The sequence below is a fragment of the Sporosarcina sp. FSL K6-1522 genome (assembly GCF_038622445.1).
In the GTDB taxonomy this organism is placed as follows: Bacteria; Bacillota; Bacilli; order Bacillales_A; family Planococcaceae; genus Sporosarcina.
The window spans coordinates 4153440-4177836 of the sequence record NZ_CP152019.1; the positions used below are offsets into that span (position 1 = coordinate 4153440).

Annotated in this window: 25 protein-coding genes; 10 read left to right on the plus strand and 15 right to left on the minus strand. The window is 43.5% G+C overall.

Annotated elements, in window-relative coordinates:
- Positions 1-27 precede the first annotated feature (27 nt).
- The 7 genes from MKY34_RS20815 to MKY34_RS20845 all read right to left on the minus strand — a co-directional run bounded on the left by MKY34_RS20815 (position 28) and on the right by MKY34_RS20845 (position 9578).
- Positions 28-1122 carry a CotH kinase family protein gene (locus MKY34_RS20815; protein ID WP_342513014.1) on the minus strand — a complete coding sequence of 365 codons (1095 nt, stop codon included), beginning with the start codon at positions 1120-1122 and terminating at the stop codon, positions 28-30.
- Between the two features lie 810 nt (positions 1123-1932).
- Positions 1933-3486, minus strand: a complete 1554-nt coding sequence (locus MKY34_RS20820) for a fatty acid--CoA ligase family protein (protein WP_342513015.1) — start codon at positions 3484-3486, stop codon at positions 1933-1935.
- Positions 3487-3965: 479 nt separating this feature from the next.
- Positions 3966-5894 (minus strand): ABC transporter permease, encoded by a 1929-nt coding sequence (locus tag MKY34_RS20825; protein ID WP_342513016.1) that lies wholly within the window; start codon positions 5892-5894, stop codon positions 3966-3968.
- On the minus strand, positions 5866-6648 hold the full coding sequence (locus tag MKY34_RS20830; protein WP_342513017.1) for an ABC transporter ATP-binding protein: 783 nt from the start codon (positions 6646-6648) through the stop codon (positions 5866-5868). Before MKY34_RS20830 ends, MKY34_RS20825 begins: the two co-directional genes overlap by 29 nt.
- Positions 6599-7651 (minus strand): sensor histidine kinase, encoded by a 1053-nt coding sequence (locus MKY34_RS20835; RefSeq protein ID WP_342513018.1) that lies wholly within the window; start codon positions 7649-7651, stop codon positions 6599-6601. The genes MKY34_RS20830 and MKY34_RS20835 overlap by 50 nt, the downstream gene beginning before the upstream one ends.
- Entirely contained in the window at positions 7648-8352 is a 705-nt protein-coding gene (locus tag MKY34_RS20840) for a response regulator transcription factor (RefSeq protein WP_342513019.1), read from the minus strand. The genes MKY34_RS20835 and MKY34_RS20840 overlap by 4 nt, the downstream gene beginning before the upstream one ends.
- 233 nt (positions 8353-8585) lie before the next feature.
- A complete protein-coding gene (locus tag MKY34_RS20845) occupies positions 8586-9578 on the minus strand; it encodes a lipoate--protein ligase (RefSeq protein ID WP_342513020.1) in 993 nt (330 codons plus the stop codon).
- 176 nt (positions 9579-9754) lie between these two features.
- Between MKY34_RS20845 and yhfH (MKY34_RS20850) the strand changes: the two genes are divergently transcribed.
- The 5 genes from yhfH (MKY34_RS20850) (at position 9755) to MKY34_RS20870 (ending at position 11081) form a co-directional block, all read left to right on the plus strand.
- Positions 9755-9880, plus strand: coding sequence for a protein YhfH (gene yhfH, locus MKY34_RS20850; protein WP_342513021.1), 126 nt, complete (start codon positions 9755-9757; stop codon positions 9878-9880).
- 77 nt (positions 9881-9957) lie between these two features.
- Complete coding sequence (yhfH, locus tag MKY34_RS20855) at positions 9958-10083, plus strand: protein YhfH (protein WP_342513022.1); 126 nt, start codon at positions 9958-9960, stop codon at positions 10081-10083.
- 78 nt (positions 10084-10161) lie between these two features.
- A complete protein-coding gene (gene yhfH / locus MKY34_RS20860; protein WP_342513023.1) occupies positions 10162-10287 on the plus strand; it encodes a protein YhfH in 126 nt (41 codons plus the stop codon).
- Positions 10288-10364: 77 nt separating this feature from the next.
- Complete coding sequence (gene yhfH, locus MKY34_RS20865) at positions 10365-10490, plus strand: protein YhfH (protein ID WP_340740131.1); 126 nt, start codon at positions 10365-10367, stop codon at positions 10488-10490.
- 102 nt (positions 10491-10592) lie between these two features.
- On the plus strand, positions 10593-11081 hold the full coding sequence (locus MKY34_RS20870; RefSeq protein ID WP_342513024.1) for a hypothetical protein: 489 nt from the start codon (positions 10593-10595) through the stop codon (positions 11079-11081).
- Between the two features lie 101 nt (positions 11082-11182).
- Here the strand turns inward: MKY34_RS20870 and hemY are convergent, their stop codons facing one another.
- The 3 genes from hemY to hemE are packed head-to-tail and all read right to left on the minus strand — an operon-like array spanning position 11183 to position 14635.
- Positions 11183-12604: a protoporphyrinogen oxidase gene (gene hemY / locus MKY34_RS20875; protein ID WP_342513025.1), complete on the minus strand. Its 1422-nt coding sequence runs from the start codon at positions 12602-12604 to the stop codon at positions 11183-11185.
- Between the two features lie 27 nt (positions 12605-12631).
- Positions 12632-13564: a ferrochelatase gene (gene hemH / locus MKY34_RS20880; protein WP_342513026.1), complete on the minus strand. Its 933-nt coding sequence runs from the start codon at positions 13562-13564 to the stop codon at positions 12632-12634.
- 30 nt (positions 13565-13594) lie between these two features.
- Complete coding sequence (gene hemE, locus MKY34_RS20885) at positions 13595-14635, minus strand: uroporphyrinogen decarboxylase (protein WP_342513027.1); 1041 nt, start codon at positions 14633-14635, stop codon at positions 13595-13597.
- A gap of 220 nt (positions 14636-14855) precedes the next feature.
- Here hemE and MKY34_RS20890 point away from each other — a divergent pair, with 220 nt between their 5' ends.
- The 3 genes from MKY34_RS20890 (at position 14856) to MKY34_RS20900 (ending at position 17470) form a co-directional block, all read left to right on the plus strand.
- Positions 14856-15374: an antibiotic biosynthesis monooxygenase gene (locus MKY34_RS20890; protein WP_342513028.1), complete on the plus strand. Its 519-nt coding sequence runs from the start codon at positions 14856-14858 to the stop codon at positions 15372-15374.
- A gap of 152 nt (positions 15375-15526) precedes the next feature.
- Positions 15527-16687 (plus strand): amidohydrolase, encoded by a 1161-nt coding sequence (locus MKY34_RS20895; protein WP_342513029.1) that lies wholly within the window; start codon positions 15527-15529, stop codon positions 16685-16687.
- Between the two features lie 261 nt (positions 16688-16948).
- On the plus strand, positions 16949-17470 hold the full coding sequence (locus MKY34_RS20900) for a competence protein ComK (RefSeq protein ID WP_342513030.1): 522 nt from the start codon (positions 16949-16951) through the stop codon (positions 17468-17470).
- 8 nt (positions 17471-17478) lie between these two features.
- On the opposite strand, the gene MKY34_RS20905 is transcribed toward MKY34_RS20900, so the two are convergent.
- From MKY34_RS20905 to MKY34_RS20920, 4 genes are all read right to left on the minus strand, one after another.
- On the minus strand, positions 17479-17838 hold the full coding sequence (locus MKY34_RS20905) for a hypothetical protein (protein WP_342513031.1): 360 nt from the start codon (positions 17836-17838) through the stop codon (positions 17479-17481).
- Positions 17839-18448: 610 nt separating this feature from the next.
- Positions 18449-19024, minus strand: a complete 576-nt coding sequence (locus MKY34_RS20910; protein ID WP_342513032.1) for a nuclear transport factor 2 family protein — start codon at positions 19022-19024, stop codon at positions 18449-18451.
- A gap of 95 nt (positions 19025-19119) precedes the next feature.
- The gene (locus MKY34_RS20915) at positions 19120-19794 is read right to left on the minus strand and encodes a response regulator transcription factor (RefSeq protein ID WP_342513033.1); all 675 of its coding nucleotides are present in this window, start codon (positions 19792-19794) and stop codon (positions 19120-19122) included.
- Between the two features lie 28 nt (positions 19795-19822).
- Positions 19823-20974, minus strand: coding sequence for a sensor histidine kinase (locus tag MKY34_RS20920; protein ID WP_342513034.1), 1152 nt, complete (start codon positions 20972-20974; stop codon positions 19823-19825).
- A gap of 148 nt (positions 20975-21122) precedes the next feature.
- Here MKY34_RS20920 and MKY34_RS20925 point away from each other — a divergent pair, with 148 nt between their 5' ends.
- Positions 21123-21755: a YigZ family protein gene (locus MKY34_RS20925; protein ID WP_342513035.1), complete on the plus strand. Its 633-nt coding sequence runs from the start codon at positions 21123-21125 to the stop codon at positions 21753-21755.
- 166 nt (positions 21756-21921) lie between these two features.
- Positions 21922-22959: an LCP family protein gene (locus MKY34_RS20930; protein ID WP_342513036.1), complete on the plus strand. Its 1038-nt coding sequence runs from the start codon at positions 21922-21924 to the stop codon at positions 22957-22959.
- A 167-nt stretch (positions 22960-23126) separates the two neighbouring features.
- Here MKY34_RS20930 and MKY34_RS20935 read toward each other — a convergent pair whose 3' ends face one another.
- Complete coding sequence (locus tag MKY34_RS20935; protein WP_342513037.1) at positions 23127-24176, minus strand: MraY family glycosyltransferase; 1050 nt, start codon at positions 24174-24176, stop codon at positions 23127-23129.
- Positions 24177-24397: the final 221 nt, after the last annotated feature.

Genomic DNA, 24397 nt, shown 5'->3' on the forward strand with positions numbered 1-24397 from the left:
AAACCCTCTCCACCACGGAAAGGGTTTCTACTCGTCTAATAGGTGCAACTGCTCCCGAATATAATTTCCACGCGCTTCAATATACGCGTAAATAAACGCCGGCTCTTGATCAAAAACAGCCAAATTATCCTTTTCATAAGGATCTTTTTCAATATAAGGCCTAATACTGGCATGCAACGCTTGAATTTTCGGTTCTATATAAGCTACTGTAAATTTGCTGTCCAAAAGCTCTTCCAACAATTCACGATAACGCCCGCGAAACGCTCTGACATCCAACAATCGCGCAGTCAACGTATTAAAGCCTTCGATACGCAAATAATCTTCTTCCATCACTTCTCCCTCGACATCTCTTCCCCACGTCGCATCATAATCCCACGGGATGACTTCAAAAAGCCCAGTCTCACCATTGCGATACAGTGCATAATTATGCACAAAGCCATCAAAATTCTGCATCAAAACGACACCCGCAAGCCAGCGCAAATATTGGTCCACATGCACATACTTTGCAATTTCTGCTTCAAAATCCTCTCTCGATACAGTATTGATGATGTAAATGAATTCTTGTAAATATTCATGCTCCTGCTCAGTTCCACATTTTTGCTCATAACCTAATGCAAGTGACTCCTTGACTTCCTTACGCAAATCACTCATTAACGAAAAGTTAGCATCGCCATCCACCGCGTAAAAAACTGCTCCTTTTGGTAGCTTCCGATTTGCCAAGAAACATTCGTCCACGGCCTCGATTTCTAAATAAAGCCCTTCATTCTTGCCATTGATTTTCAGGAAAACGAAGCGTGCCGCAGGTGCTAAACAGCCAATATCCGTGAAAAAATCGAAAGATAATTTATTGCGCAGTAAAGAAGGGTCCTTAAACTCTGCGTTCCAATGCACTGCCGTCGCTTGCTGATACTTACTCGGTTTATAAAATTCAACTGCATACGACTTCTTGCGTAAATCACGAATATGCGAGCCGCGGTAAGCAATACCGATTGCATACTTCTTTTTATTCACTGTCAGCTTCGCCGCAACCGGGTCGTCATACCAAATGTCTTTGCGAAGCTCACTGACATCAGCAGGGTGTATAAATAGCTGGTACTCGGGAATGGGCTGATTTTTATCCACAAAACCCTTCCTTTTTCATTTTAGTCTATGTTTATGAATCTAGAAGCCTCTCTGCCACACCATTATTTCTACTATCGTAAACGATTGTCTCTATCCTTCACAAAATAGTCGCGTACCTTAGAGAAGGGAAAGAAATGCCCCCGTCATGCATGCCCTTTCTCTACATACAAAGAAAGGAGGTTAGCATATGTCTAATTTTTCCGATGACCGTATCCGGCGAGCAGCGGATCATGCACATCACTCCGACTTAAATACTTTCATGTTCCAAGATCCAACGAGCAATCGGAGACGTTCGAATCATTGTGGTTGCACTTCTCGAAATCAGCGTCGCACAAGCCGAAAACGCTGTACATCTCGCAACCAGAGACCCTCACAATCAGGCTGTACATGCCACGCTCACGGCGTAGGCAACCGCTGCACTTGCCGCCACATAAGACCGACACGATCAAATCGGTGCACATGTCGCAACGAGAGGCCCGTGCGCACAACCCGCCGTCATTGCCATAATCAACGTCCATCACGCAATCGTAACTGTTGCGGAGGCGTCTTCCGGCGAGACCGCTGGTAACTCACGTAAACTAAAAAAGGGGTATCACGCGAGTCTTGCTTTGCGTGATACCCTTCTTTAGATGTGTCGCGCGCAATGGCCTTCGCGAACCGCCCATTACCCTTCGCGAACCACGCATTACTCTCCGCGAACCACGCATTACTCTCCGCGAACCGCCCATTACTCTTCGCGAACCGCCCATTACCCTACCAAACTAACACAACAAAAAAAGACCTCCCGCATATCCAGGAAGGTCCATCCACTCATTGTGTCACTTGCTCTTTCAATGAACGTCTTAATATTTTGCCCGTTGTATTTTTCGGCAATTCATCCAAAAACTCAATATGATGCGGCACTTTGTATTTCGCTAAATGCTCCGCACAGTAGGCAATTAACGCTGCTTCATCCACCTCAATACCGTCTTTCAATACGACAAACGCATGAACGGCTTCGCCGAAGTTTGGATCCGGTAGACCAATGACTGCCGCCTCGACAATGTCTTGGTGTGTAAATAATACTTCTTCTACTTCACGCGGATAGACATTGTAGCCCCCAACAATGACAAGGTCTTTTTTCCGATCGACAATGTAGAAGTAGCCATTCTCATCACGTCTTGCCATATCACCGGTGTACAACCAGCCGTTTCGGATTGCTACTTCCGTTTCTTCCGGCATTTTGTAGTAGCCTTTCATAACATTCGGTCCACGAACAATAAGTTCGCCGACTTCTCCGTCTGGCACTTCATCGCCCAGCTCATTGACGACTTTGTTTTCAACATTAATGATATTCGTACCAATCGAGCCCGGAATACGCTCACGATCCAGTGGATTAAAACAAGTTACAGGTGACGCTTCAGACAAACCATAGCCTTCTGACACACGCACTTCGAACTTGTCCTCAAAATTATGAAGCAACGCAACGGGTAGTGAGGCTCCACCTGAAATCGCTAGACGAATCGACGCGAAATCTTCCGTCTCGCCCTCCGGGTACTGATACAAGAAATTATACATCGTCGGCACACCTGCAAATACCGTCGCATCTTGTTCCTTCACAATATCGAAGACATCTGCTGGCGAAAAACGTGGCACAAGCAAAATCGTGGCCCCTTTTACGAGCGGTGCATTGACAACGACTGTCAGCGCAAATACATGGAAAACAGGCAGTGTCGCCACAACACGATCATCTTCCGTGAAGCCAAGATAATCTGCCACATCGCGTGCATTCGAATACAAGTTGCCATGCGTTAGCATCGCACCTTTCGGACGTCCTGTTGTCCCCGATGTATACAAGATGATAGCGGTTTCATTTTCTTCCACTGGAACGGGCTCGACATGTGGATTGCCTGTTGCAATCAATTGCGTGAATATCTGCACTTTCGCCTTGACTACATCTGGCAATGCCGCAATTTTTGCTGGCGTTTCAGGCACTGTCTCACAAATGACATATTGCTCTACCGTTGGAAATGCACTCGCTGCTTGCTCCACAAGTGGCAACAGAAGATCAAGCGCAATAACCGCTTTCGCATCACTATTATGTATAATGTACGATATCTCATCCGGCGTATAAATCGGATTCACTGGAATGGCTGTTGCACCAATACGCATCGTCGCATATAGTGAAATTAAAAAATGCGGTGTATTGCCAAGTAGAAATGCCACATGGTCTCCCTTGCCTACCCCTAGCTCCTGCAATGCCGATGCAAATCGCGCAACCGACTGATCAAATTCCGCATACGATGTATCTTTCCCCATAAAATGATAAGCAATTTTCCCCGGCTGCAACGTCGCAGTTTCCTGCACGCGTGACACTAAATTCATTATTTCATCCCCTTTTGTTCAATGAATATCCATTCATTTCTCCACCATAATCATTATATAAGAAAAGTTCAGAAAATACAATAAAGCATTCAATCAATTACGCCAAGGCATAATTGCGTCCAGATTTTTTTCGAGCCCGGGGCCTACAGAATGTAGGCCATGCAGGCGTTGTGACAGGACGCCGTGCACTTAGACTGCCTTCCAAAGCTCCTCTAAAAAATCTGTGACATCCGCCGACCGACAAAAACACCATTTCCACTTCCTGTGGCATTGTTGGCACTAGTACATCCTGTACGTCAGAGGCTTGGGCCAACAGGATGTTGGTCATGCAGGCGTTGCCAATCGAACTACGAAGGGTTCGATTGGCCATATTTCTGCGCTTTTTGCGGAAATTAAGGCCCGTTCTTTGGACGTGGCGACCTTAGCCTGCGTAGCCCTATCTTTCAGCAGGCGTTTAAACACCCGCCGGATAAGGCTCATTACCCCGGCGCTTTAATATGTGCAAGATAACGCCAACGGATTAAATAGAAATAGACAATCTGCATGACTGTAAAGCCGCCTAACACCCAGACTAGCTCTTTCACAATTGAAATTTCTGCAAGCGCATCCCAAATAACCTGTAGCGATAAAAACGCAAAGGCGCTATGCACAAATGCCACACCCCACGGGAAGAAAAACTGTGGAATCAGTTGCCTGTTCACAATTTTTTTAAACTCACGATCCGTAATACCCATCCGCCGCAAAACATCAAACTGTTTTCGATCGCGATCTAATGACGTATATAAGCGGAAGTAAATAAAACTGCCTGCCGCTAAAAAGAAGACCGCAGCGAGTAACAACCCAATAAATAACAGCAATGTGAAAGTTGTACGAATGACCGAATAATTTAACCCAGGATTTTCAAACGAATAAGGCAATGCATTCGGCTTGCCTGCTAATATAGAATCCGTCAATGTCGCATCGATCAGTAACCCAATATCTTTTGTCTCTTGCCAATTCGGTACATTAAAAGCATAGTAAGCAAACTGCTTCCTTACCGTACCACTCTCATCGACCGAATCATAATCACTATCATTTAAAACAATCGCATTCATTCCCATCGCATACGCTGAAAACAACTGTTGTGGATAAGCCCCATTAATGCGAACACGAACATGACTATCCTCCAATACGGTGTACACGGTTCGCTCATTTAGCCGCGAGTAAGAAGAATCTGATGATGGCAGAAAAATCGCCTCACCCTTCTTCAACTCCACAGCTGGATAGCCAAAGGTTGCCGCCAAAGTATTGACATGTGCTAACTTCAATAGCGCTACCTCTTTATTCGTGAAGCTCGATTGCTGATGAAGCACATTGAATTTCACAAGCGAGTACTCCACTCGACTTGCATTGAGTTCCTCAACAAGCTGCTCCACATGCTGCCGTTCGAGTTCATTTTCAGGCCAGCTTTTATAGACAAGACCGAGCGGATGCATTTCCCGATATTGCGAAGCAAACGATGTTAGCGATGCCAAAATGCCCACCGACATAAATGCTACCGTCGACACAATTGTCACAATGAAAAACATCCGTGCATTTTCGCGCAACCGCACGACTCCTTCTGAAATCGATAGTAGCCAAAAATGATGCCAATATAAACGTTTACGCTTGCGAATACGATGCAGCAGCAGCGGTAACGAATCGGTGAAAAAGAAATAGGTCCCGATTGTCGCAAGCGGTGGCAATAAAAAAGTTAGTCCAATGACAATGGAATTCGTCGTTGTCGCAGCCATCGTATAGGACAAGCCCAAACAGAGCAGCCCCAAATAGCCGCGTCCCTTCGAATAGCCATATGCCTCTTGCTCACTATGTTCGCCATTAATCAGATCCGCCACTTGCCCCGATCGAATAAAAACCGGTGCAACGAATGAAATAATGATAAACAAACTCATAAACGCACCAACGGTCAACGCAAATGGCTGCCAAGAGAAATACAGCGGTAACGCTGGCAACAGCACAATCTCCTTGACAATCATGAAAAAGAACTTGGAAAACATATAACCAAGGCCGGTTCCCGCCGCAATCGAAGCCACCCCAATAATCATTGTCTCAATGAAAATCAGACGATGCAATTGACGTTTTTCCATGCCTAAATGTAGCAAGATTCCAAACTCCTTTGACCTGGCATATAAAAAAGCCCGCATCGAATAAAACAAGAAAAACAATGTAAAGACAAACAAAATCATTTCCGCTATGCCCATCCCCATAAAAGCCACTTCTTGGATAAAACGATCTTCTATCGTCGGATGGAACAACAGCATTGAATACAGGAAAAACACCATAACCGAAACGACGCTCGCCATGAAAAACGCTGCGTAAATCCGCCGATTGCGAACGACGTTACGATAAGCGAACTGACGAAAGGTCATTGACATTTCCTCCGAGTAAGGACAAGACGTTCAAAATACGTTGGTAAAACGTTTGGCGTCTATCGTCTTTATAGATTTCATTGAAAAACTCGCCGTCCTTAATAAATAACACGCGATCACAATAACTTGCTGCAATCGGATCATGCGTCACCATAATGATCGTTGTGCGTTCCGTTTGATTAATATGGCTAAGCAATTCCAGCACATCTTTTGCCGATTTAGAATCCAAATTTCCCGTAGGCTCATCCGCTAAAATCATTTTCGGTCTGTGAATGAGTGCACGACCGATTGCCGTACGCTGTGCTTGGCCACCTGATAACTCGTCAGGACGGCGATTCAAAATGGTCGTCAATCCGAGCTGCTCCGCCATATACGTAATGCGTTTTTCCATTTCCGGAACAGGCAAGCCATCTAGCGTCAGCGGCAGAACAAGGTTTTCTTCAACCGTCAACATCTGTAACAAATTGATATCCTGAAACACAAAGCCAAGCTTACGCCGCCTAAACAGCGCCAGCTCATTTTGTTTGAGTGTTTCTGGCTCAATGCCATCAATCATCAGGCGACCATATGTCGGCACATCGATCGTTGAAATCAGGTTCAACAAGGTTGTCTTCCCGCTTCCAGAAGGCCCCATCACCGCCACAAACTCGCCTTCATCGACCTCAAAATCGAGGCGGTTTAACGCCCGATGCATCACTTTCCCTTCATAAATCTTCGTGACTTCCGTCAACTCCACGATGCTGTTCACTGTCATCTGCCTCACCCGTCTCTCCATTTTTAAACAAAATCGATACGGCTGTTCCTTCTCCAAGCTCCGATGCAATAGTTAACGAATGCCCCAGTCGATTGCACACCTCCGAAGCGATATACAAGCCCATCCCCGTCGATTCACCCGTTCGTCGGCCATTTTCACCTGTAAAGAAAGCCTTCGTCACACGTTTTAAATCGGACGCCGGAATACCAATCCCTTCATCCCGCACCGTCAATTGCAATCCATGCCCCGTACAAGACGCCGTAAAATGGACTTTCTTGCCCTTTTCAAACGTATATTTCACCGCATTGGTAATAAATTGCCCAACGACAATTTTCATCCACTTGACATCAGTCGCAATGGTGAAATTGTCGTCAATCGAGATCACTGGAAATACACCATTTGCGATGAACAGCCGTTTATGCTCCGTCACGTTTTCTTGAACGAGTCTCTTCAAGCTTATCCGCTCAATCTGCATATCCTCTTCGAACGTTTCCAAACGTGCATTAACGAGTACCGAATCAAGGCCACGTCGTATTTTCTCCACTTCTTCCGTAATACTGTCGCGGTCCAACTCGCCTTCTTCCTGCATCAATAACCCGATGACAGAAATCGGTGTTTTCATCTGATGCACCCATTGATTCATAAAATTTAACTGGCGATGCTGAGACGTATACAGTGCCTGCACTTCGTTTTGATACAGCTTGTACAGCTCACGTGTAAACTCAGTCGTCCGTTTATGTTCCGGTGCTTGCGCATAACGAATGAGCGCGTCCTCCATTTTTTCTGGTTTGCGGATAATGGCCGCATAAAAGGAACGTCGCATAATGAATTTCGCACTGAGAAAGCCCGCTGTTAACAGCATGCACATGCTGATTGAGTAAATCGCTGTACTGTAATTGCGAAAGCCATCGAGCCAATATAGCAGTAAAATGAACAGAACCAAAAACAATTGAAAAATGATAAATGGTACATGTTCTTTCAAAAATAATAAGATTTTGTTCATGATTCCTCCGCTGCTGCCAATAGGCGATAACCTGCGCCACGCACCGTTTCAATAGCAGATTGAATGCCATATTCGGCCAATTTTTTCCGTACGCGTGTCATATTGACATTCAACGTATTTTCATCGACAAACGACTGATCATCCCACAGTTCTTCCAATAACTTTTCACGCGTGACCACTTTTGGCGATGCTTCCATTAATAATTCAAGAATAACGCATTCTTTTTTCTGCAACGGTACAACATGACTACCAATATGCAACTCCATCCGTTCAATAAACAAATGCAACGCACCAAGCTTCACAGTTCGCTCCGCTTGACTCGGTGCATATTCACCGAAAGATCGGCGTAAATGACTTCTTATTTTAGCTAGAACGATTTCATAATGGAAAGGTTTCGTAATGAAATCATCGCCGCCATTTTCCAAAGCAAATACTTGGTCCATATCCCCTGAACGCGCCGAGATGAATAGAATCGGACAAGTCGTATGTTGTCGAAGCTGGCGGCACCAATAATAGCCGTCATACGAAGGCAAATTGATATCTAACAAGATGAGATGTGGTTTAAAAGCAAGGCTTTCTTCCATCACTCGATCAAAATCCTCAACAATGGCCACATCATATTGGTATTTCCTTAATGTATCAGCTAATAATTGTGCAATCTTTCGATCATCTTCTACTATGAAAATTCGGTGTTTCTCCATCAAATATTCCTCCTTCACTGCTGACTTAATTATAACCGAGAAAAGCGTAGGGTGCCTGCTAGATGTGACAGGCGCTGGAAGACTTGAAGATAAAGGCGCTTTTTGCCTTTAGCAGCAAGACCGAAGCGTCCCAATCATCTGGCGCCCGGAGCCTAGACAACCGAGAATAGCGTAGGGCGCCTGCTTGCACACAAAAAGCCCGACAATTGTCAGGCTCAGACTTCTCATATCCTTCAATAAATCAACTGCAGGAATTCCTCTTTCGTAATGCCGCCTAGATAAGTCGGGATATCGATTGAACTTAGTGCCTCGTTAATAGATTGTCGGTCATATTGGATGCCTTTTAGACATTCTTCAATCACAGCTACCTCGCCAACACCGAAAAAGTCCCCAAAAATGTTAACATCTTCGATAACGCCTTTGTTGACATCAAGACGTACATCAATGCCCCCAACTGGGAATCGGTGGGAGTGTTGCATGTTGAACTTTGGTGATTTTCCATAGTTCCAATCCCAATTGCTATACCGCTCTGCAGACAATGCATGGATGTTCGTCCAATCATCCTCTGTCAATTCCATATACTGAATCTTTTCTTCGCCACCAAAAATCGATTTCAACACTTCCATACGAAATTGTTCAATCGTCATCGGTTCTGCCAAAAACTCTGTAATATTTGCGACGCGGCTTCGAATCGATTTAATGCCCTTCGACTCAATTTTATCTTTCCGAACCTTTAATGCAGACACCACTCGCTCAATTTCAGTATCAAACATTAATGTGCCATGGCTAAACATCCGGCCATTTGTGACAAACTGTGCATTCCCCGAAATTTTACGCCCTTCAACCAGAATATCATTGCGCCCAAGCAATTCCGCTTTAACACCCATTTCAGCCAATGCTTGCACAACCGGCTCCGTAAATTTCTTAAAGTTACGGAACGAGTCCCCGTCATCCTTTGTAATGAAACTGAAATTCAAATTGCCAAGATCGTGGTACACCGCTCCCCCACCAGACAATCGTCGTACGACATGAATGCCATTCGCATCCACATATTCTGTATCAATCTCTTCAATCGTGTTCTGGTTTTTACCGACGATGATAGATGGTTCATTAATATAGAACAGTAAAAAAGAATCCTTTTCAATGTCCATATTTTTTAAAATATACTCCTCGATCGCAAGGTTAATATGCGGGTCTGTGATGCCTTTATTATCAATAAAATACATATAGATCGCTCCTTATTTTAGCTTTCTCCCTATTTTATCATTTTTGAGGAAGTTAGACCTAACTTCTAACTTTTCAGAATTAATCGATTAAACCCCTTGACAGTTGAACACCTGTTATATTACACTACTAATTATAGTTTTCGTTATAGTACAACTTACGTAAGGAGGAATGCGATATGCTTGAAAACGTCATCGAATTTTTCAAAAACTTACCAGATAAAGTATGTATCACTTGTGGAAAGAAAATCGAAGAGCAGCACGAATGTTATGGCAATAAATGCGATGCTTGCAACATCCTTTAATTTTTTGCATATGCTGTACTAGGACAACGGAAATATTTCATATAGTACTACTACAAAACGAAAGGGGAGAATGAGCCATGATTGAAAACGTCATCGAGTTTTTCAAAAACCTACCGGCTAAAGTGTGTACGACTTGTGGGACGGAAATCGAGGAGCAACACGAGTGCTATGGCAACAAATGTGACGCTTGCAACATCCTTTAATTTTTTTGCATATGCTGTACTAGGACAACGGAAATATTTCATATAGTACTACTACAAAACGAAAGGGGAGAATGAGCCATGATTGAAAACGTCATCGAGTTTTTCAAAAATCTACCCGCTAAAGTGTGTACGTCTTGTGGGACGGAAATCGAGGAGCAGCACGAGTGCTACGGCAATAAATGTGACGCTTGCAACATCCTTTAATTTTTTAGCCTTCTGTACTGCTACAACGAACATTTCCTTTTAAACACTAATACACTACTATAAAGGAGGAGAATAGCATGATTGAAAACGTCATCGAGTTTTTCAAAAATCTACCCGCTAAAGTATGTACATCTTGCGGTAAAGAAATTGAGGAGCAACACGAGTGTTATGGTAACAAATGTGATTCCTGCAACATTTTATAATCCATCTGTAGCTGTATGGAAGGCTTTCGAACGCTATCCTAAATGCCAATTGCTCTGACACAAGAGTAGGTATTCTGGATTGCGTTCCTTTTTTATATTCAGATGCCTAGTACTGCGCTTTACTTTGCGCGGTTCGCACTCTACTTCGCGCGGTTCACACTCTACTTTGCGCGGTTCACACTCTACTTTGCGCGGTTCACACTCTACTTTGCGCGGTTCACACTCTACTTTGCGCGGTTCACACTCTACTTTGCGCGGTTCACACTCTACTTTGCGCGGTTCACACTCTACTTTGCGCGGTTCACACTCTACTTTGCGCGGTTCGCACTCTACTTTGCGCGGTTCACACTCTACTTTGCGCGGTTCGCACTCTACTTTGCGCGGTTCACACTCTACTTTGCGCGGTTCACACTCTACTTTGCGCGGTTCACACTCTACTTTGCGCGGTTCACACTCTACTTTGCGCGGTTCACACTCTACTTTGCGCGGTTCACACTCTACTTTGCGCGGTTCACACTCTACTTTGCGCGGTTCACACTTTACTTTGCGCGGTTCACACTCTACTTTGCGCAGTTCACACTCTACTTATAATCGCACGGCATCCCCCAAATACCTACTCCATATATCTCCACGCAAAAAAAGGTGTATCCTCCTCACTTTCGGAGTAGACACACCTTCTCACACGCATTTTATCAATCAAATAACCCGTCCAACACTTCTTGTACAGCAGCTTTCCCCTGATCAATACAGTCAGGTAAACCCACGCCATTATACGAAGCACCCGCCAATTTCACTTGCGGGAACTGCGTTTTCAGTTCTGCACGTGCCGCCTCAATCCGTTGCTTATGCCCGACACGATATTGCGGTCGGTCTTCTTTCCAACGTGTAATGACTGTGAAATCAGGTTTTCCTTTGATATCGAGGACTTTCCCCAAATCAGCGAGAACAATCTTCTCAATTTCAGCATCTGGTAAATCAACAATGGCTTCGTCACCAACTCGTCCGACAAATGCACGCAGAAGCACTTTGCCTTTCGGTGTCGTCGTTGGCCATTTTCGATGCGTCCATGTGCATGCTGTAATCGAGTAGTCACTACTGCGTGAGACGAGGAAGCCTGTACCTTCCCTATCCTGCTCCACTGCCTCTTCCGGAAATGCCAATGCAACTGTTGCAACAGATGTCGTCGGAATTTCTTTTAGACCTTGTAACAGTCCATATGGCGCAAATAGCTTGCTTGCCATTCCATGACCTGTCGTTAAAATCACCGCATCCGCTTCAATCGTCTGCCCATCGTTTAATTCGAGGAGGGTTTTATGGTCCGACTGTTTTTTAATCGCGTCAATGCGGACACCTTTCAACACAGATTCAGGTTCTAGCTGCGGCTCAAGCGCTTCAACAATCGTTTCAAGCCCGTTGCGGAACGTATGGAAGACGCCTTCCTTCTTCGCACCATAACCGTTTTTTTGTGGCACTTGTTTTGGCGTTGTTTTCTTCATACCTAAAATCAAACTTCTATGCTTTTTCTCCACTTCATAAAACTGTGGAAATGTCGACTGCAAGCTCATATGGTCAATATCCCCTGCGTATACTCCCGACAGCAGCGGTTCAATTAAATTATCAACGATTTCTCCACCAAAACGTCTGCGGAAAAAGCTGCCCAACGACTGATCGCCTTCGATGCCCGAGCGAGGCAGGATGAAATCCCCCGCCGCCCGTATTTTTCCAGCCCATGAAAACAATCCTGTCTTCAAAAATGGACTCACTTGTGTTGGAATACCCATCACTGAACCACCTGGAATCGGGTGAAGCTCGCCATTAACAAGGACATATGCCTGTCCTGTCGCATTTCTCACAAGCTCTCCCTCAATCCCAAGATCCTCTGCCAGAATACCAACACTTTTCTTGCGGATTAAAAACGAATCTGGGCCACGCTCAATGACAAAACCGTCACGTCGAATCGTCTGGATTTTACCGCCAAGTCGATTTGCAGCTTCGACAAGAATCACCTCAAGTGGCAACCCTTTTTCCCGTGCTTCTTTTTGCATATAAAACGCCGCCGAGAGCCCGGTAATCCCCCCGCCAACGATAACAACTCTTTTGTTTTGTCTATCCATGTCCATCATCACTTTCTTTCGATCGTATTAGGCTTCTTCCATTTTAGCAAACACTGCTGCTACCATCGCATCCACGAAAAGTGGATTGACATTTGGCATTGCTGGACGATAATAAGCGGCACCGATATCGTCACAGACAACTTTGCACTCATAATCGTTATCATACAGCACTTCAAGGTGGTCTGAAACGAATCCAACTGGCGTATAGACAAACGTGCTATAGCCTTTTGTCGTGTGTAACTCACGCGTTAAATCTTGCACGTCTGGGCCAAGCCACGGCTCTGGTGTTTGCCCTTCACTTTGCCAGCCAACTTCGTAGTTCTCGACTCCAGCTGCAGCAGCAATCAAATCTGCCGTTTCTTTCAACTGGTCTGCATATGGATCACCATTCGCTAAAATCTTTTCAGGCAATGAATGCGCCGACACGATGAGGCAAGCCTTGGCGCGCTCTTCCTCGCTCATGCTGTCATACGTGCTTCGTACTTTGTCCGCCCAATATTCTATGAATTTTGGCTGCTTGTACCAGCTTTCGACAGATGTCATCGCAATGCCATGCTTCTCTGCTTCTTCCTTCGCACGCCCATTATAAGACTTGACGGAAAACGTTGAGAAGTGTGGTGCCAAGACGATGGAAACCGCCTCAGTAATACCATCTGTATGCATTTTCTCCACTGCATCTTCGATAAACGGTGTAATATGTTTTAATCCAACATAGACGCTGAATTCAATGTCATTTTGTACGTTATTCAAACGATTGCAAAGCGCGTTCGCTTGATTTTCCGTAATTCTAGCAAGCGGGGAAATCCCGCCAATCGCCTCGTAACGGTTGCGAAGGTCTTCCAATTGTTCAGGTGCTGGTGGTCGACCATGGCGGATATGAGTGTAATACGATTCAATATCCTCTTCCTTATATGGCGTTCCGTACGCCATCACTAAAAGTCCCATTTTTTTCTTTGTCATTACATTCACCTCGTCTGTTTGTTTACCGTCTTACTTGCGGAGTTGCGCACTATACGTATGAATCAATTCCGTTAGCTTCTTCAACGTTGCCGGCTTCACGTCTGGGAATACACCATGTCCTAAGTTAAAGATATGGCTTCCGTGCTCAACACCTTGCTCGATAATGACTTTTGCACGCTCTTCGATAATGTTCCAATCTGCCAATAATAGCGCCGGATCCAAGTTCCCCTGTACAGGCTTCGTCAGCCCACGCGCTCCTGCTTCTTTAATCGACAGGCGCCAGTCAAGACCTACAACATCCACTGGCAGGTCATGCCATTCGTTTGCCAAGTGACTTGCACCCACACCAAATGTAATCAACGGCACGTTCAATTTACGCAACTCTGTAAAGATACGCGTCATTACTGGTTTGATGAAAATACGGTAGTCTTCAACATTCAAAGCGCCTACCCATGAATCAAAGATTTGAATCGCTTTTGCACCTGCAGCTACTTGTGCGCCAATATACGTAATCGTCATATCCGCTAGCTTGTCCATCAATGCAAACCATGCTTCTGGTTCTGATACCATGAAGGATTTCGTCAAGTTATAGCTTTTCGAAGGACCGCCCTCGATCATATAGCTCGCAAGTGTAAACGGAGCGCCCGCAAATCCGATTAATGGCACATTCAATTGTTCTTGCGTTAACATTTTAATCGTTTCTAGAACAAATGGTACATCATCTTCAGGTGATAGATCGCCGAGATTATGAACATCTTGTACAGTACGAATTGGATTCGAAATAACTGGACCAACGCCCGCTTTAATCTTCACGTCAATGCCAAGCCCTGGAAGCGGTGTCACGATGTCTTTATAAAGAATTGCTGCGTCCACGTCGTATTGGTCAACAGGAAGCTTTGTCACATATGCACAAAGTTCAGGCTGATGCGTAATTTCTTCAAGCGAATATTTTTCTTTAATTTTCAGATATTCTGGTTGTGAACGACCTGCTTGTCGCATATACCAGACTGGTGTATGTTCAATTTTTTCTCCACGTGCTGCACGAAGAAGTGTATCGTTAAAGTTTGTCATAAAATATAGACCCTCTTTCAATTATAATACTTTCTTTTTTATAATACTTATGCTACTCAAATATAGACGTTCCGCCCCTCAAAGTATAGAAGGAAGCTCCACTTGTCATAAAATTGTGCGTCCTTTCGAGTTAAATCGTCATTATTTCGTCAATGTTTGTTTTATCCCCACAAATAGGGGAAAATAATAAGTACCAATCGAATGAAGGAGGTTTTCACTTATGTTCATCTATTTAACATCTGGGACACCCGCATTTATGGAGAAGCTTAAAGAACAATACGTTTCGGAAGCAATGATTGTCTTACACGGTAGCGGCAATTCTATTTTACTACATGAGACGCAGAAAAAGTCTGTATTTCAAACCCCTCGCCGCTATGAAGTCATTAGCTCTGCTGGCGCATTTGCCGACGAAGGATATTTTGTTCTCAACCATATTCCCGTAACCGATGAAGGGCGTCCGATTTTTGAGCATAGCTTCAAAACCCGATCCAGCATCGTTGACTCAGAACTTGGATTTATCGCCTTTCGCTTGTTGCGCCCACTGAATTCCGATACGTATATCATGTTAACCGAGTGGACAGATGCTGCACACTATAATCGCTGGAAAGACTCTGCTGTCTTTAGAGATTCCCACTTTGCAGATACGTTAGAAGCGGGGGTCGATAATCAATTACACATGTTTTCAAGCGCTCCTTACATTACAACTTATCTCACCAAGAATAATAATGACGACGCATAACTTTCCACGTTATGCGTTTTTTCGTGCACAAAAGAACAGCGCAAGCGCCTTATGCATTCCTTGAATATGTTTCGCCTCCCGTAATGTTTAATTGTTTGTTATAATAGAATGGTTAATCATCTAACTAGTATGAATTCGGAAGGGGTCGTCACATGAAAGAACAACTTTTTGAAAAACTAGACAATGCATTTGAGGATATGGTGGTCACCCGTCGACACCTTCATATGCATCCCGAACTATCTTTTAAGGAACACAAGACCGCACAATATATACATGATTTCTATGCAGAATTAGGCATTGAGGTACGGGCTGGCGTTGGTGGAAATGGCGTTGTTGCCCGTGTTAAAGGTGGTAGACCCGGCAAAACCGTTGCCTTGCGAGCAGACTTTGACGCATTGCCTATTCAAGACGAAAAAGACGTCGCTTATAAATCGACGGTGCCTGGTGTCATGCATGCTTGCGGGCATGATGGGCATACTGCCACATTACTGCAAGTTGCTAAAGCAATCCATGAATTGCATGAAAACCTAGCAGGCGAGTATGTCTTCATTCACCAGCATGCCGAGGAGTTAGCTCCTGGTGGAGCACAAGCAATGATTGAAGATGGCTGCCTCGACGGTGTAGATGTTATTTTCGGCACACATCTTTGGTCCATGACGCCTTCTGGGGCGATTGGCTATGCGGCGGGCCCAATTATGGCGGCAGCTGATCGATTTGACATTACCATACAAGGTGCTGGTGGTCATGGTGCATCGCCACACCAGACAAAAGATGCCATCGTAATCGGTTCGCAACTCGTCATGAATTTGCAACAACTTGTAGCCCGTCGTGTCGATCCCATCGAATCTGCCGTGCTGTCCGTTGGTGCATTTGTTTCAGACAATGGGTTCAACATCATTGCCGACTCCGCCAAGTTGAGCGGGACTGTACGCTCATTTAGTCCACATATCCGTGACTTAATGGAACAAGAGATGCAACGCGTTATTGATGGCACAGCGATTGCGCATGATTGCACAATTGAATTGAACTACAAACGCGGTTACCCTGCTGTTGTCAATCATGCAACAGAAACAGAGCATCTTAAACGAGTAGCCGAACAAATCCCTGGTGTGAAGGCTGTTATCGAAAGTCCACCACAAATGGGCGGCGAAGACTTTGCTTATTATTTGGAGAAAGTACCTGGGACATTTTTCTTCACAGGTGCTCAACCTGAGCAGCCTTTTCCACATCACCACCCTAAATTCGACTTTGATGAAAATGCCATGCTCGTTGCAGCAAAAACGCTCGCTGCCGCTGCCATTGACTATCATTAATCCAACTGCACTCCGTAAACCGTTCACTACAATCAGTGAACGGTTTTTCCCTGTCAATCCAGCAGATTTTCTCCAATCAAACCCGTCTAAAGACTTCCCCTCTCCAATTGCTGTACTTTCCTCAACACTTAGGTATATAGATCTGAATTCAATAATAGTTCTAACTATTCAAATAACATATTGCATTTATTATTTTTTTCCCTATAATAGGTATTATATTCAAAAAATAAGGGGTGCATCTATTTGCAGAATGAGAACTATATGACTAATTATATCGTATCCTTTGACACATTTATGTTACAGCCCGTAAACAAAGACGGGAAACTCGCAACTCGCGTCGTTGAACGTAATCGAGAATTTTTGATTCCTAAAAAACCGATACATATCGTAAGAAAGTCCTGTGATTTTTATGGGGGATCTTTACAAAATTCTATCAATTCAGCAAGACTCATGCTTGGAAACCGCCATAAAACACCGATTATTTTAGCGTCTGGTTTCGGCTCTCCTTACATCTTTTTGCCAACATTATCGCCGAGATCTGAACAAAATGTCTGGTTTTCCTATCACGCCATCGATTACATTGAACCCGATCACTTGGGAAGCATTGTTTACTTAGAAAATAATCAATCGATCAAGCTAAACGCTTCTCCAACAACGATGTTTCGGCAATACACATTTGCTGGCTTGCTCGAAAAACGTTTTTTGAAAAAACAAAAACAATTGAGCAAATCATCCTTTGTACCACCAAATAGTATATTTATGTCTCCTCCGCCTTCTTCATAACGTCGGGCTCACTTGTCTGCCCACCGAAGATAGCTATCAAGCAACTCTTCTGTATGATTGCGAAGTCTAATATTCAAATAACGCCGATGATCCTGGCAATCATCATGCGCAAAAATGTATTCTGTAAATAAGTCGTCCATCTGATTACGGATGACTTTCATATTATGACTGTGTAAGTACTTCTCTGTGCCTTTTAATTCACTTCTTACACGCTTCGTCGCACTTTCAAGCATTTTGACATAAGGCCCTTTTAACTTGAAAGGGCCTTTTTCAATCGACTCTAAATCGCTCTTTAACACGGTTAGCAACATTGGCAAATAAATCGCCTTCTCAAAATACGGTAAGACCTCCGCCCGCATTAATTCCATTATGATTCCTCCTCCAAATAGAATATATGTTCTTATTTATATTGTATGTATGTCCGCAAAGAAAATCAACCAATCGATTGTTGGAAACTTTGTGCAATGATGCAAAACTCGTCCTTTACAGAACAAAAGCGTTGTAGCCTAAACGGGTAATCTCCATGTACACATCTATTGATTAACCCAAAAAGCAACTAAATTATATACTAGGCACTTTATAACAATTGATTCCGGAACACTTTGGAATTGAACAATTTCTATACGATTATCGGGATGTTTCTATGTATAGGGATGCGACAGGTACTGATTCACAACAGCATTATGAAAACGAGTATGTCTAGATATGACTGTGTCATTTCTAGACATACTCGCCCTTCAAACAGCGGGTATTGATTCCTCCCCTAAAGCTGTCGTGAATCATCCACCGAAAGCAAACCGGAAATCGTTCAGTGAAAATAAAGAGTTGAAGCATTTCTCATCAATGGTTTATGCAAGTAAATGGCTATTCATCGGGTGCGTTCTATATACTCACTTATCCACAGTACAAGGATTTTATAGTTTCCTATACAACAAGAAGACCCCTAGCTTGAATAACAGCCAGGAGCCCTATGTTTACTTATTTGCTCTCATCGTCCCCGATATAATGAATCGAAGATACTTTCCACTTACCTTCTTCTTTCGACAACACCGTCACTTGTCGACCGCTTGGATTCGTTTCAAGACCTGTAGACGATTGTTTCATCGACGTATTCAAATTCGAAAATACTTGTGCTTCACTGTCATCATATTTCACAATTGTTACATCAGACACTTCACGTTGAATATCGAATTGACTAAACGCCTCTTCCAAATCAGCACGCTCTTGCATCTTATCAAAGCTTTCCGTATGCTCCGACAGCGTATCGATATAGCCATCGATGTCTTTCGCATTAAATGCATCAATATACGTGTTGAAAACCTCTAAAATTTGCGTTTTCTCTTCTGCCGGTACATCTGCTGCTTCTTCAATCGTACCACCCATCATATTGAAGCCGACTTCCTTATCCTCTACACCATGGTCAATCGAACCATAGCCGCTTGTCGCCTCGCCGTCATTAGCTGAACCTTGTGTCGACGGTGTTTCTTCATCTTTACTACATGCACCTAGCACTAAAACAACCGCCAACAACATAAATCCTACAATTTTCTTCATCTTTTTTCCTCCTGCATATCAATCTTTTCTTCTTGCGTATCGAAAAGGGCCGCTCCAACCGGAAGGCCCTCTCTCTTTTCTAATGATTGAATCGATTATTTCACTTCGACCCATCCATTTTTAATCGCTGTGACAACTGCTTGTGTTCGGTCATTAACGTTCATTTTTTGCAAAATACTCGACACGTGGTTTTTAACAGTCTTTTCCGAAATGAAAAGCGTCTCGCCGATCGTACGATTACTTTGGCCATCCGTCAATAATTGCAAAACTTCACATTCGCGTTTTGTTAACAAGTGAAGCGGTCGGCGAATATCATTTTGTTGGAACGATCCCTTATGCTCCCGTTCACTCAGTCTGCGGAATTCTGTCACAAGATTATGCGTCACTTTCGGGTGAAGATATGAACCGCCCGCCGCGACTACTTTAATCGCTTGAACGATTGCATCCGCATCCATCTCTTTCAACATATAACCAAGTGCACCCGTTTTCAGTGCATGAGACACATACGACTCATCATCATGAATGGATAGTATAATGACTTTTGCATCCGGATAATCCTTTACTAAGTGCTCCGTCGCTTCGACACCATTCATCCGCGGCATATTAATATCCATTAACACAACGTCAGGTCTGTATTGTTCATATAAGCTATTTACTTCGCTGCCGTCATCCCCTTCAGCAACAACATCGAACGAATCTTCAAAATCAAGAATGCGTTTGACCCCTTCACGGAATAACTGATGGTCATCTACAATTAATATTTTTGTCATGTTCATTTCCTCCCAATGTATCTATTCGTCAAGCTTCATCACTTTGTAGTGGTATGCGGAAAAATACGGTTGTCCCCGTACCAAGCGTTGACATAATCTCCATCTCGCCTTTCAACAGTTCGATACGTTCTTTCATACCAATCAAACCGAACGACTTCTCTTTCACTTCTTTTTGATCGAATCCTCGTCCATTATCTTTAATGATAATATTCATTATATCGTTAAGCCACTCAATTTTCACCCATATATCCTTGGACTTCCCATGTTTCAACGCATTTGATACAGATTCTTGCACTAAACGGAACACCGATACTTCGAAATTCGAGTCCATCCGCTGATCCTTACCGCTTACTTGAAAATGAATGTCTACATCCGATTCATATTCCCCGATTGTCGATAAATACTTTTTCAATGTTGGAATAACTCCTAAATCATCCAATGCCATAGGTCGTAAATCGTAAATGATACGGCGCACCTCATGAAGTGCTCCTCGCACCATCCCCTTCAAACTCTCCAATTCGGACAAAGCAGGCTCTGGCCCTTTCTCAACAAACGTCTTTTCAATCAATCCCGAGCGAATCAATACGTTCGCTAACATTTGCGCAGGGCCATCATGAATATCACGTGATAACCGCTTGCGCTCCTCTTCTTGCGCTTGAATAATTCGGATACTAAATTCCTGTTTATGACGAGCCGTTTCGAGTGCTTCACCAACATTTTTCAAATCAGACGTTAAGTAATTAATAACCGCTGTCACCTGCGTAACGAGCTGATCGGCCCGATCGATTGTTTCAAGCAACCCCATAAGCCGTCTGTCTAACTCATCTCGGCGAACACGCAATTGCTTTTCTTCCATCTGATTGATGGAGAGCTTAACAAGTAAATCATTCGCAACTTCGTAAGCTTTCCTCACTTCTTCTTCCGAAAAATCCTTTAGGTTTTTAGAAACATCGGCAAGGCGCCGACGAGAATGGCGAGTCTTCGTTTCCAAATAATCTCCTTCAGTAATTACCCGGGAAATATCTTCTTTTATCGCTGCAAGCTCTTCTTCTACATCTGCGAAATTTTTACGACTCTGTTCGCTTATAATAAAAATATCATTTTTGGATTGATCCATCGTGTGCATCATGTTTTCAAAAATCTTCTCCAAAAACTGAATATCAATCGTATTTTCATTCAATTTCGTTGCCTCCAACCTTCCAAGCTACAAATCCCACTATACATAAAACCATACAGGAATAGTGTATTTCTCGCACACTTCGTTTATTATATCATCATAGGACACATTGAATATTAAAATTGTATTACAGTTGATGGAGGTATCGCAAATGCGAGCAGATTATTATACAGTTAAACCATACGGTGAAAGTGAGCTAATAATTCAAAAGTCCCGATTTCTCACTTATGTACAACGTGCTGAAACAGAAAAAGTTGCACTCGATTTCATTCAGGACATAAAAAAGTTGCACCCTACCGCCACGCATAACTGTTCGGCGTATATGATTGGTGAACATGATAACATCCAGAAGGCGAATGACGACGGCGAACCGTCAGGAACAGCAGGCGTACCGATGCTTGAAGTTTTGAAGAAACAAGGGCTAAAAGATACGGTCGTCGTCGTGACGCGCTACTTCGGGGGCATTAAACTTGGAGGGGGCGGGCTCATCCGCGCATATGGACGTGCAACGACAGAAGGCATCGCCGCCACTGGTGTTGTCGAGCGGCGATTACACGATTTAATGAAAGTAACAATCGATTATACATGGCTTGGCAAAGTCGAAAACGAAACAAGACAATCTGCCTATTTGTTAAAAGACATCGATTACGCCGATGATGTAAATGTCTTCGTCTATGTGCCGACAGCTGATACTGACAAATTCATCGCATGGATGACAGAAATTACAAATGGTCAAGCGAGCATTATATCCACAGGAAACGAATTTCGTGAGTTCGATGTTTGAAAATTTTACGCCTTGCAAATAAAGTAGTATAATGAATGAGATTGTGCTTTTATAGAGAATATACAATGTTCAGCTATCTAGACGAGGTGATTTGATTTCGTCACCTATCACTTATATGATCGACTGTTAGAACTATCCTCTAAAGTCGAACCTGGAGGAACTATGCATGAAAAGAAAAGACTTTAAAAAACAACAAAAAACGTCTCGTAATCGGTTAACTATTAAAATATTACTCTTTGTGACGTTGTCAGCATTTCTTGTCGTCGCTGCCTATGCCATTGCCCTGCAACAAAAAGCGGCGGGCGCTGCCGAACGTGCCTATGAAGCCGTATCTAATCGAACGAAATCAGATATGCGTGAAACGAAGGTCGAACCTGCAAAAGATAATGTTTCCATTTTATTCATTGGCGTGGATGATAGTGAAAATCGACACCAAGGAGATAGCAATAGCCGTTCGGATGCCTTACTATTCGCTACCTTAAATCCGAAAAGTAAATCCGTCAAATTGGTCAGCATCCCGCGTGATTCTTATGTCTATATCCCGGAGATTGGCAAGCGCGACAAAATCAATCATGCACATGCACGTGGTGGCACTCGAGCGACCATTGAAACGGTCGAAGAACTATTCGAAGTCCCCGTTGACTACTATGTGAAAATGAACTTCAATGCGTTTATTGACGTAGTCGATGCACTTGGCGGTGTCGAAGTCGAGGTCCCTTACAGAAGACTTGAAAAAGATGAAAATGATGAAAATACGATCCAGCTTGAACCAGGCCTCCAACGTCTTGACGGTAGGCATACACTGGCACTTGCTCGAACACGTAAAGCAGATAGTGATGTTGAACGTGGTAAACGTCAGCAAATGATTTTACAGGCGATTATGAAGGAAGCTGTCTCTGCTAAATCGATTACCAAATACGGTGATGTCATCGATGCGGTTGGCGACAATATGAAAACCGACATGACATTTAAAGAAATGATGTCATTCATTGAATACGTAAAAGGCGGTATGCCTAAAGTCGACCCTATCACCCTAGTTGGAGAAGATGACATGTCGACAGGCACTTATTACTGGAAGCTTGATGAAGTTGAATTAGAAGAAGTTAAACAGCTTTTACAAGCACATATTGGACTGATTCCCGACTCTTCTAATCTTACAAACAGTAGTTCTAACTTCAATAGAGCCGCTACTGCAGACGAATAATCGTAAAGCGAATGAAAAGTCCAGGCGACCTTTGCCTGGACTTTTACTTTTTAAATAGAGTATATAAACGGCGCTTTTCTATGTATATAAAAACAAAAATCCAGCCATGCTACCTGAATGAGGTGCGTGGCTGGATTTTCTGAATACCTTTTAACTAACAGTTTGTATTACTTGCCGATCATGCGAACAAGATTGAGTAGTGGCCTGTAATTCGTGCCCGCTAGTCCGATGATTTCAACGAGCAGTTCAATGGCAATGAGCATAACCACAATCAAGAGGATAGCCCCCCACACTGTTGCTTGTGAAAACAATATAGCTGCAACCCCGAACATAATCGCTAATCCATAAATGATTAACACCGTCTGCCTATGAGAGAAACCTGTCCGCAATAAACAATGATGTAAATGCGATTTATCTGGCGCCGAAATCGGTTGCTTCATGCGAATCCGCCGGACAATTGCAAAGAATGTATCTGAGATCGGAACACCAAGCAAAATAATTGGGATAATCAATGCTACCATCGTAACGTTTTTAAAGCCTAATAATGCCAGTACTGAAATCATGAAGCCCAGGAATAATGACCCTGTATCCCCCATGAAAATCTTCGCTGGGTGAAAGTTATAAAATAGAAAACCGCATGCGCTTGCCGCAAGAATCGCAGCCGTTGCAAGAACGAATACATCTTTCATGATTAGCGCCATAATAGCCATTGTAATGAGGGCAATTGTCGACACACCTGCCGCCAAGCCATCCAAGCCGTCAATTAAATTAATGGCATTCGTAATCCCGATAATCCAAATAATCGTGATAGGGATACTTAAATAGCCAAAATCAAGCACACCAATAAACGGTAAATTGATGGTTTCAATCTGCAAGCCGCCCCAAACAACGACGACCGTTGCAGCAGCCAATTGACCAACAACCTTCGCTTTTGCCGTAATTTCAAGCATATCATCAAGAAAACCTGTCACAATAATAATGACAGCACCTATTAAAATTCCAGTCGCATGTCCATCTGTATCTTCCGGTCGTAACAGCACATAACCGAGTATAAATGCACCAAATATCGCCAGACCACCTATACGCGGCATAATCGCAGCATGAACTTTTCGATAGTTCGGACGATCGACAGCTCCAATCCGAAACGCCAATTTTATGACGAGTGGGGTAAGTATGATGGACGCTACAAATGCAGCAGCCATTGCAAGGAATAACATGTCCTTCCTCCCTAAAAAAATCAATATTATATCAGATTAACAGTAGTATAACATGTCGGGACATAGAAAGCACTTTACTAGAAATATCTTTTTTCTATCTTTTCCTCCGCCATCCTTCTTATAACGTATCTTTCCCCCTTCTGGTTCCCACTATCCCATCTATGCTCTTCCTTATATTTGCAGTACTTTTGTTAAGGTAGTCATTTACCATTGTTTTTGAT

Bases quoted from the DNA above. Each gene is read 5' to 3' on its own strand.
- hemE (WP_342513027.1), bottom strand. From the start codon at position 14,635: ATGACAAACTTTAACGATACACTTCTTCGTGCAGCACGTGGAGAAAAA.
- yhfH (WP_342513023.1), top strand. From the start codon at position 10,162: ATGATTGAAAACGTCATCGAGTTTTTCAAAAATCTACCCGCTAAAGTG.
- yhfH (WP_340740131.1), top strand. From the start codon at position 10,365: ATGATTGAAAACGTCATCGAGTTTTTCAAAAATCTACCCGCTAAAGTA.
- MKY34_RS20910 (WP_342513032.1), bottom strand. From the start codon at position 19,024: ATGAAGAAAATTGTAGGATTTATGTTGTTGGCGGTTGTTTTAGTGCTA.
- MKY34_RS20845 (WP_342513020.1), bottom strand. From the start codon at position 9,578: ATGTATTTTATTGATAATAAAGGCATCACAGACCCGCATATTAACCTT.
- MKY34_RS20825 (WP_342513016.1), bottom strand. From the start codon at position 5,894: ATGACCTTTCGTCAGTTCGCTTATCGTAACGTCGTTCGCAATCGGCGG.
- hemY (WP_342513025.1), bottom strand. From the start codon at position 12,604: ATGGATAGACAAAACAAAAGAGTTGTTATCGTTGGCGGGGGGATTACC.
- MKY34_RS20935 (WP_342513037.1), bottom strand. From the start codon at position 24,176: ATGTTATTCCTTGCAATGGCTGCTGCATTTGTAGCGTCCATCATACTT.
- MKY34_RS20900 (WP_342513030.1), top strand. From the start codon at position 16,949: ATGACTAATTATATCGTATCCTTTGACACATTTATGTTACAGCCCGTA.
- hemH (WP_342513026.1), bottom strand. From the start codon at position 13,564: ATGACAAAGAAAAAAATGGGACTTTTAGTGATGGCGTACGGAACGCCA.
- MKY34_RS20820 (WP_342513015.1), bottom strand. From the start codon at position 3,486: ATGAATTTAGTGTCACGCGTGCAGGAAACTGCGACGTTGCAGCCGGGG.
- MKY34_RS20930 (WP_342513036.1), top strand. From the start codon at position 21,922: ATGAAAAGAAAAGACTTTAAAAAACAACAAAAAACGTCTCGTAATCGG.
- MKY34_RS20925 (WP_342513035.1), top strand. From the start codon at position 21,123: ATGCGAGCAGATTATTATACAGTTAAACCATACGGTGAAAGTGAGCTA.
- MKY34_RS20905 (WP_342513031.1), bottom strand. From the start codon at position 17,838: ATGGAATTAATGCGGGCGGAGGTCTTACCGTATTTTGAGAAGGCGATT.
- MKY34_RS20915 (WP_342513033.1), bottom strand. From the start codon at position 19,794: ATGACAAAAATATTAATTGTAGATGACCATCAGTTATTCCGTGAAGGG.
- MKY34_RS20840 (WP_342513019.1), bottom strand. From the start codon at position 8,352: ATGGAGAAACACCGAATTTTCATAGTAGAAGATGATCGAAAGATTGCA.
- yhfH (WP_342513021.1), top strand. From the start codon at position 9,755: ATGCTTGAAAACGTCATCGAATTTTTCAAAAACTTACCAGATAAAGTA.
- MKY34_RS20890 (WP_342513028.1), top strand. From the start codon at position 14,856: ATGTTCATCTATTTAACATCTGGGACACCCGCATTTATGGAGAAGCTT.
- MKY34_RS20830 (WP_342513017.1), bottom strand. From the start codon at position 6,648: ATGACAGTGAACAGCATCGTGGAGTTGACGGAAGTCACGAAGATTTAT.
- yhfH (WP_342513022.1), top strand. From the start codon at position 9,958: ATGATTGAAAACGTCATCGAGTTTTTCAAAAACCTACCGGCTAAAGTG.
- MKY34_RS20835 (WP_342513018.1), bottom strand. From the start codon at position 7,651: ATGAACAAAATCTTATTATTTTTGAAAGAACATGTACCATTTATCATT.
- MKY34_RS20870 (WP_342513024.1), top strand. From the start codon at position 10,593: ATGCCTAGTACTGCGCTTTACTTTGCGCGGTTCGCACTCTACTTCGCG.
- MKY34_RS20895 (WP_342513029.1), top strand. From the start codon at position 15,527: ATGAAAGAACAACTTTTTGAAAAACTAGACAATGCATTTGAGGATATG.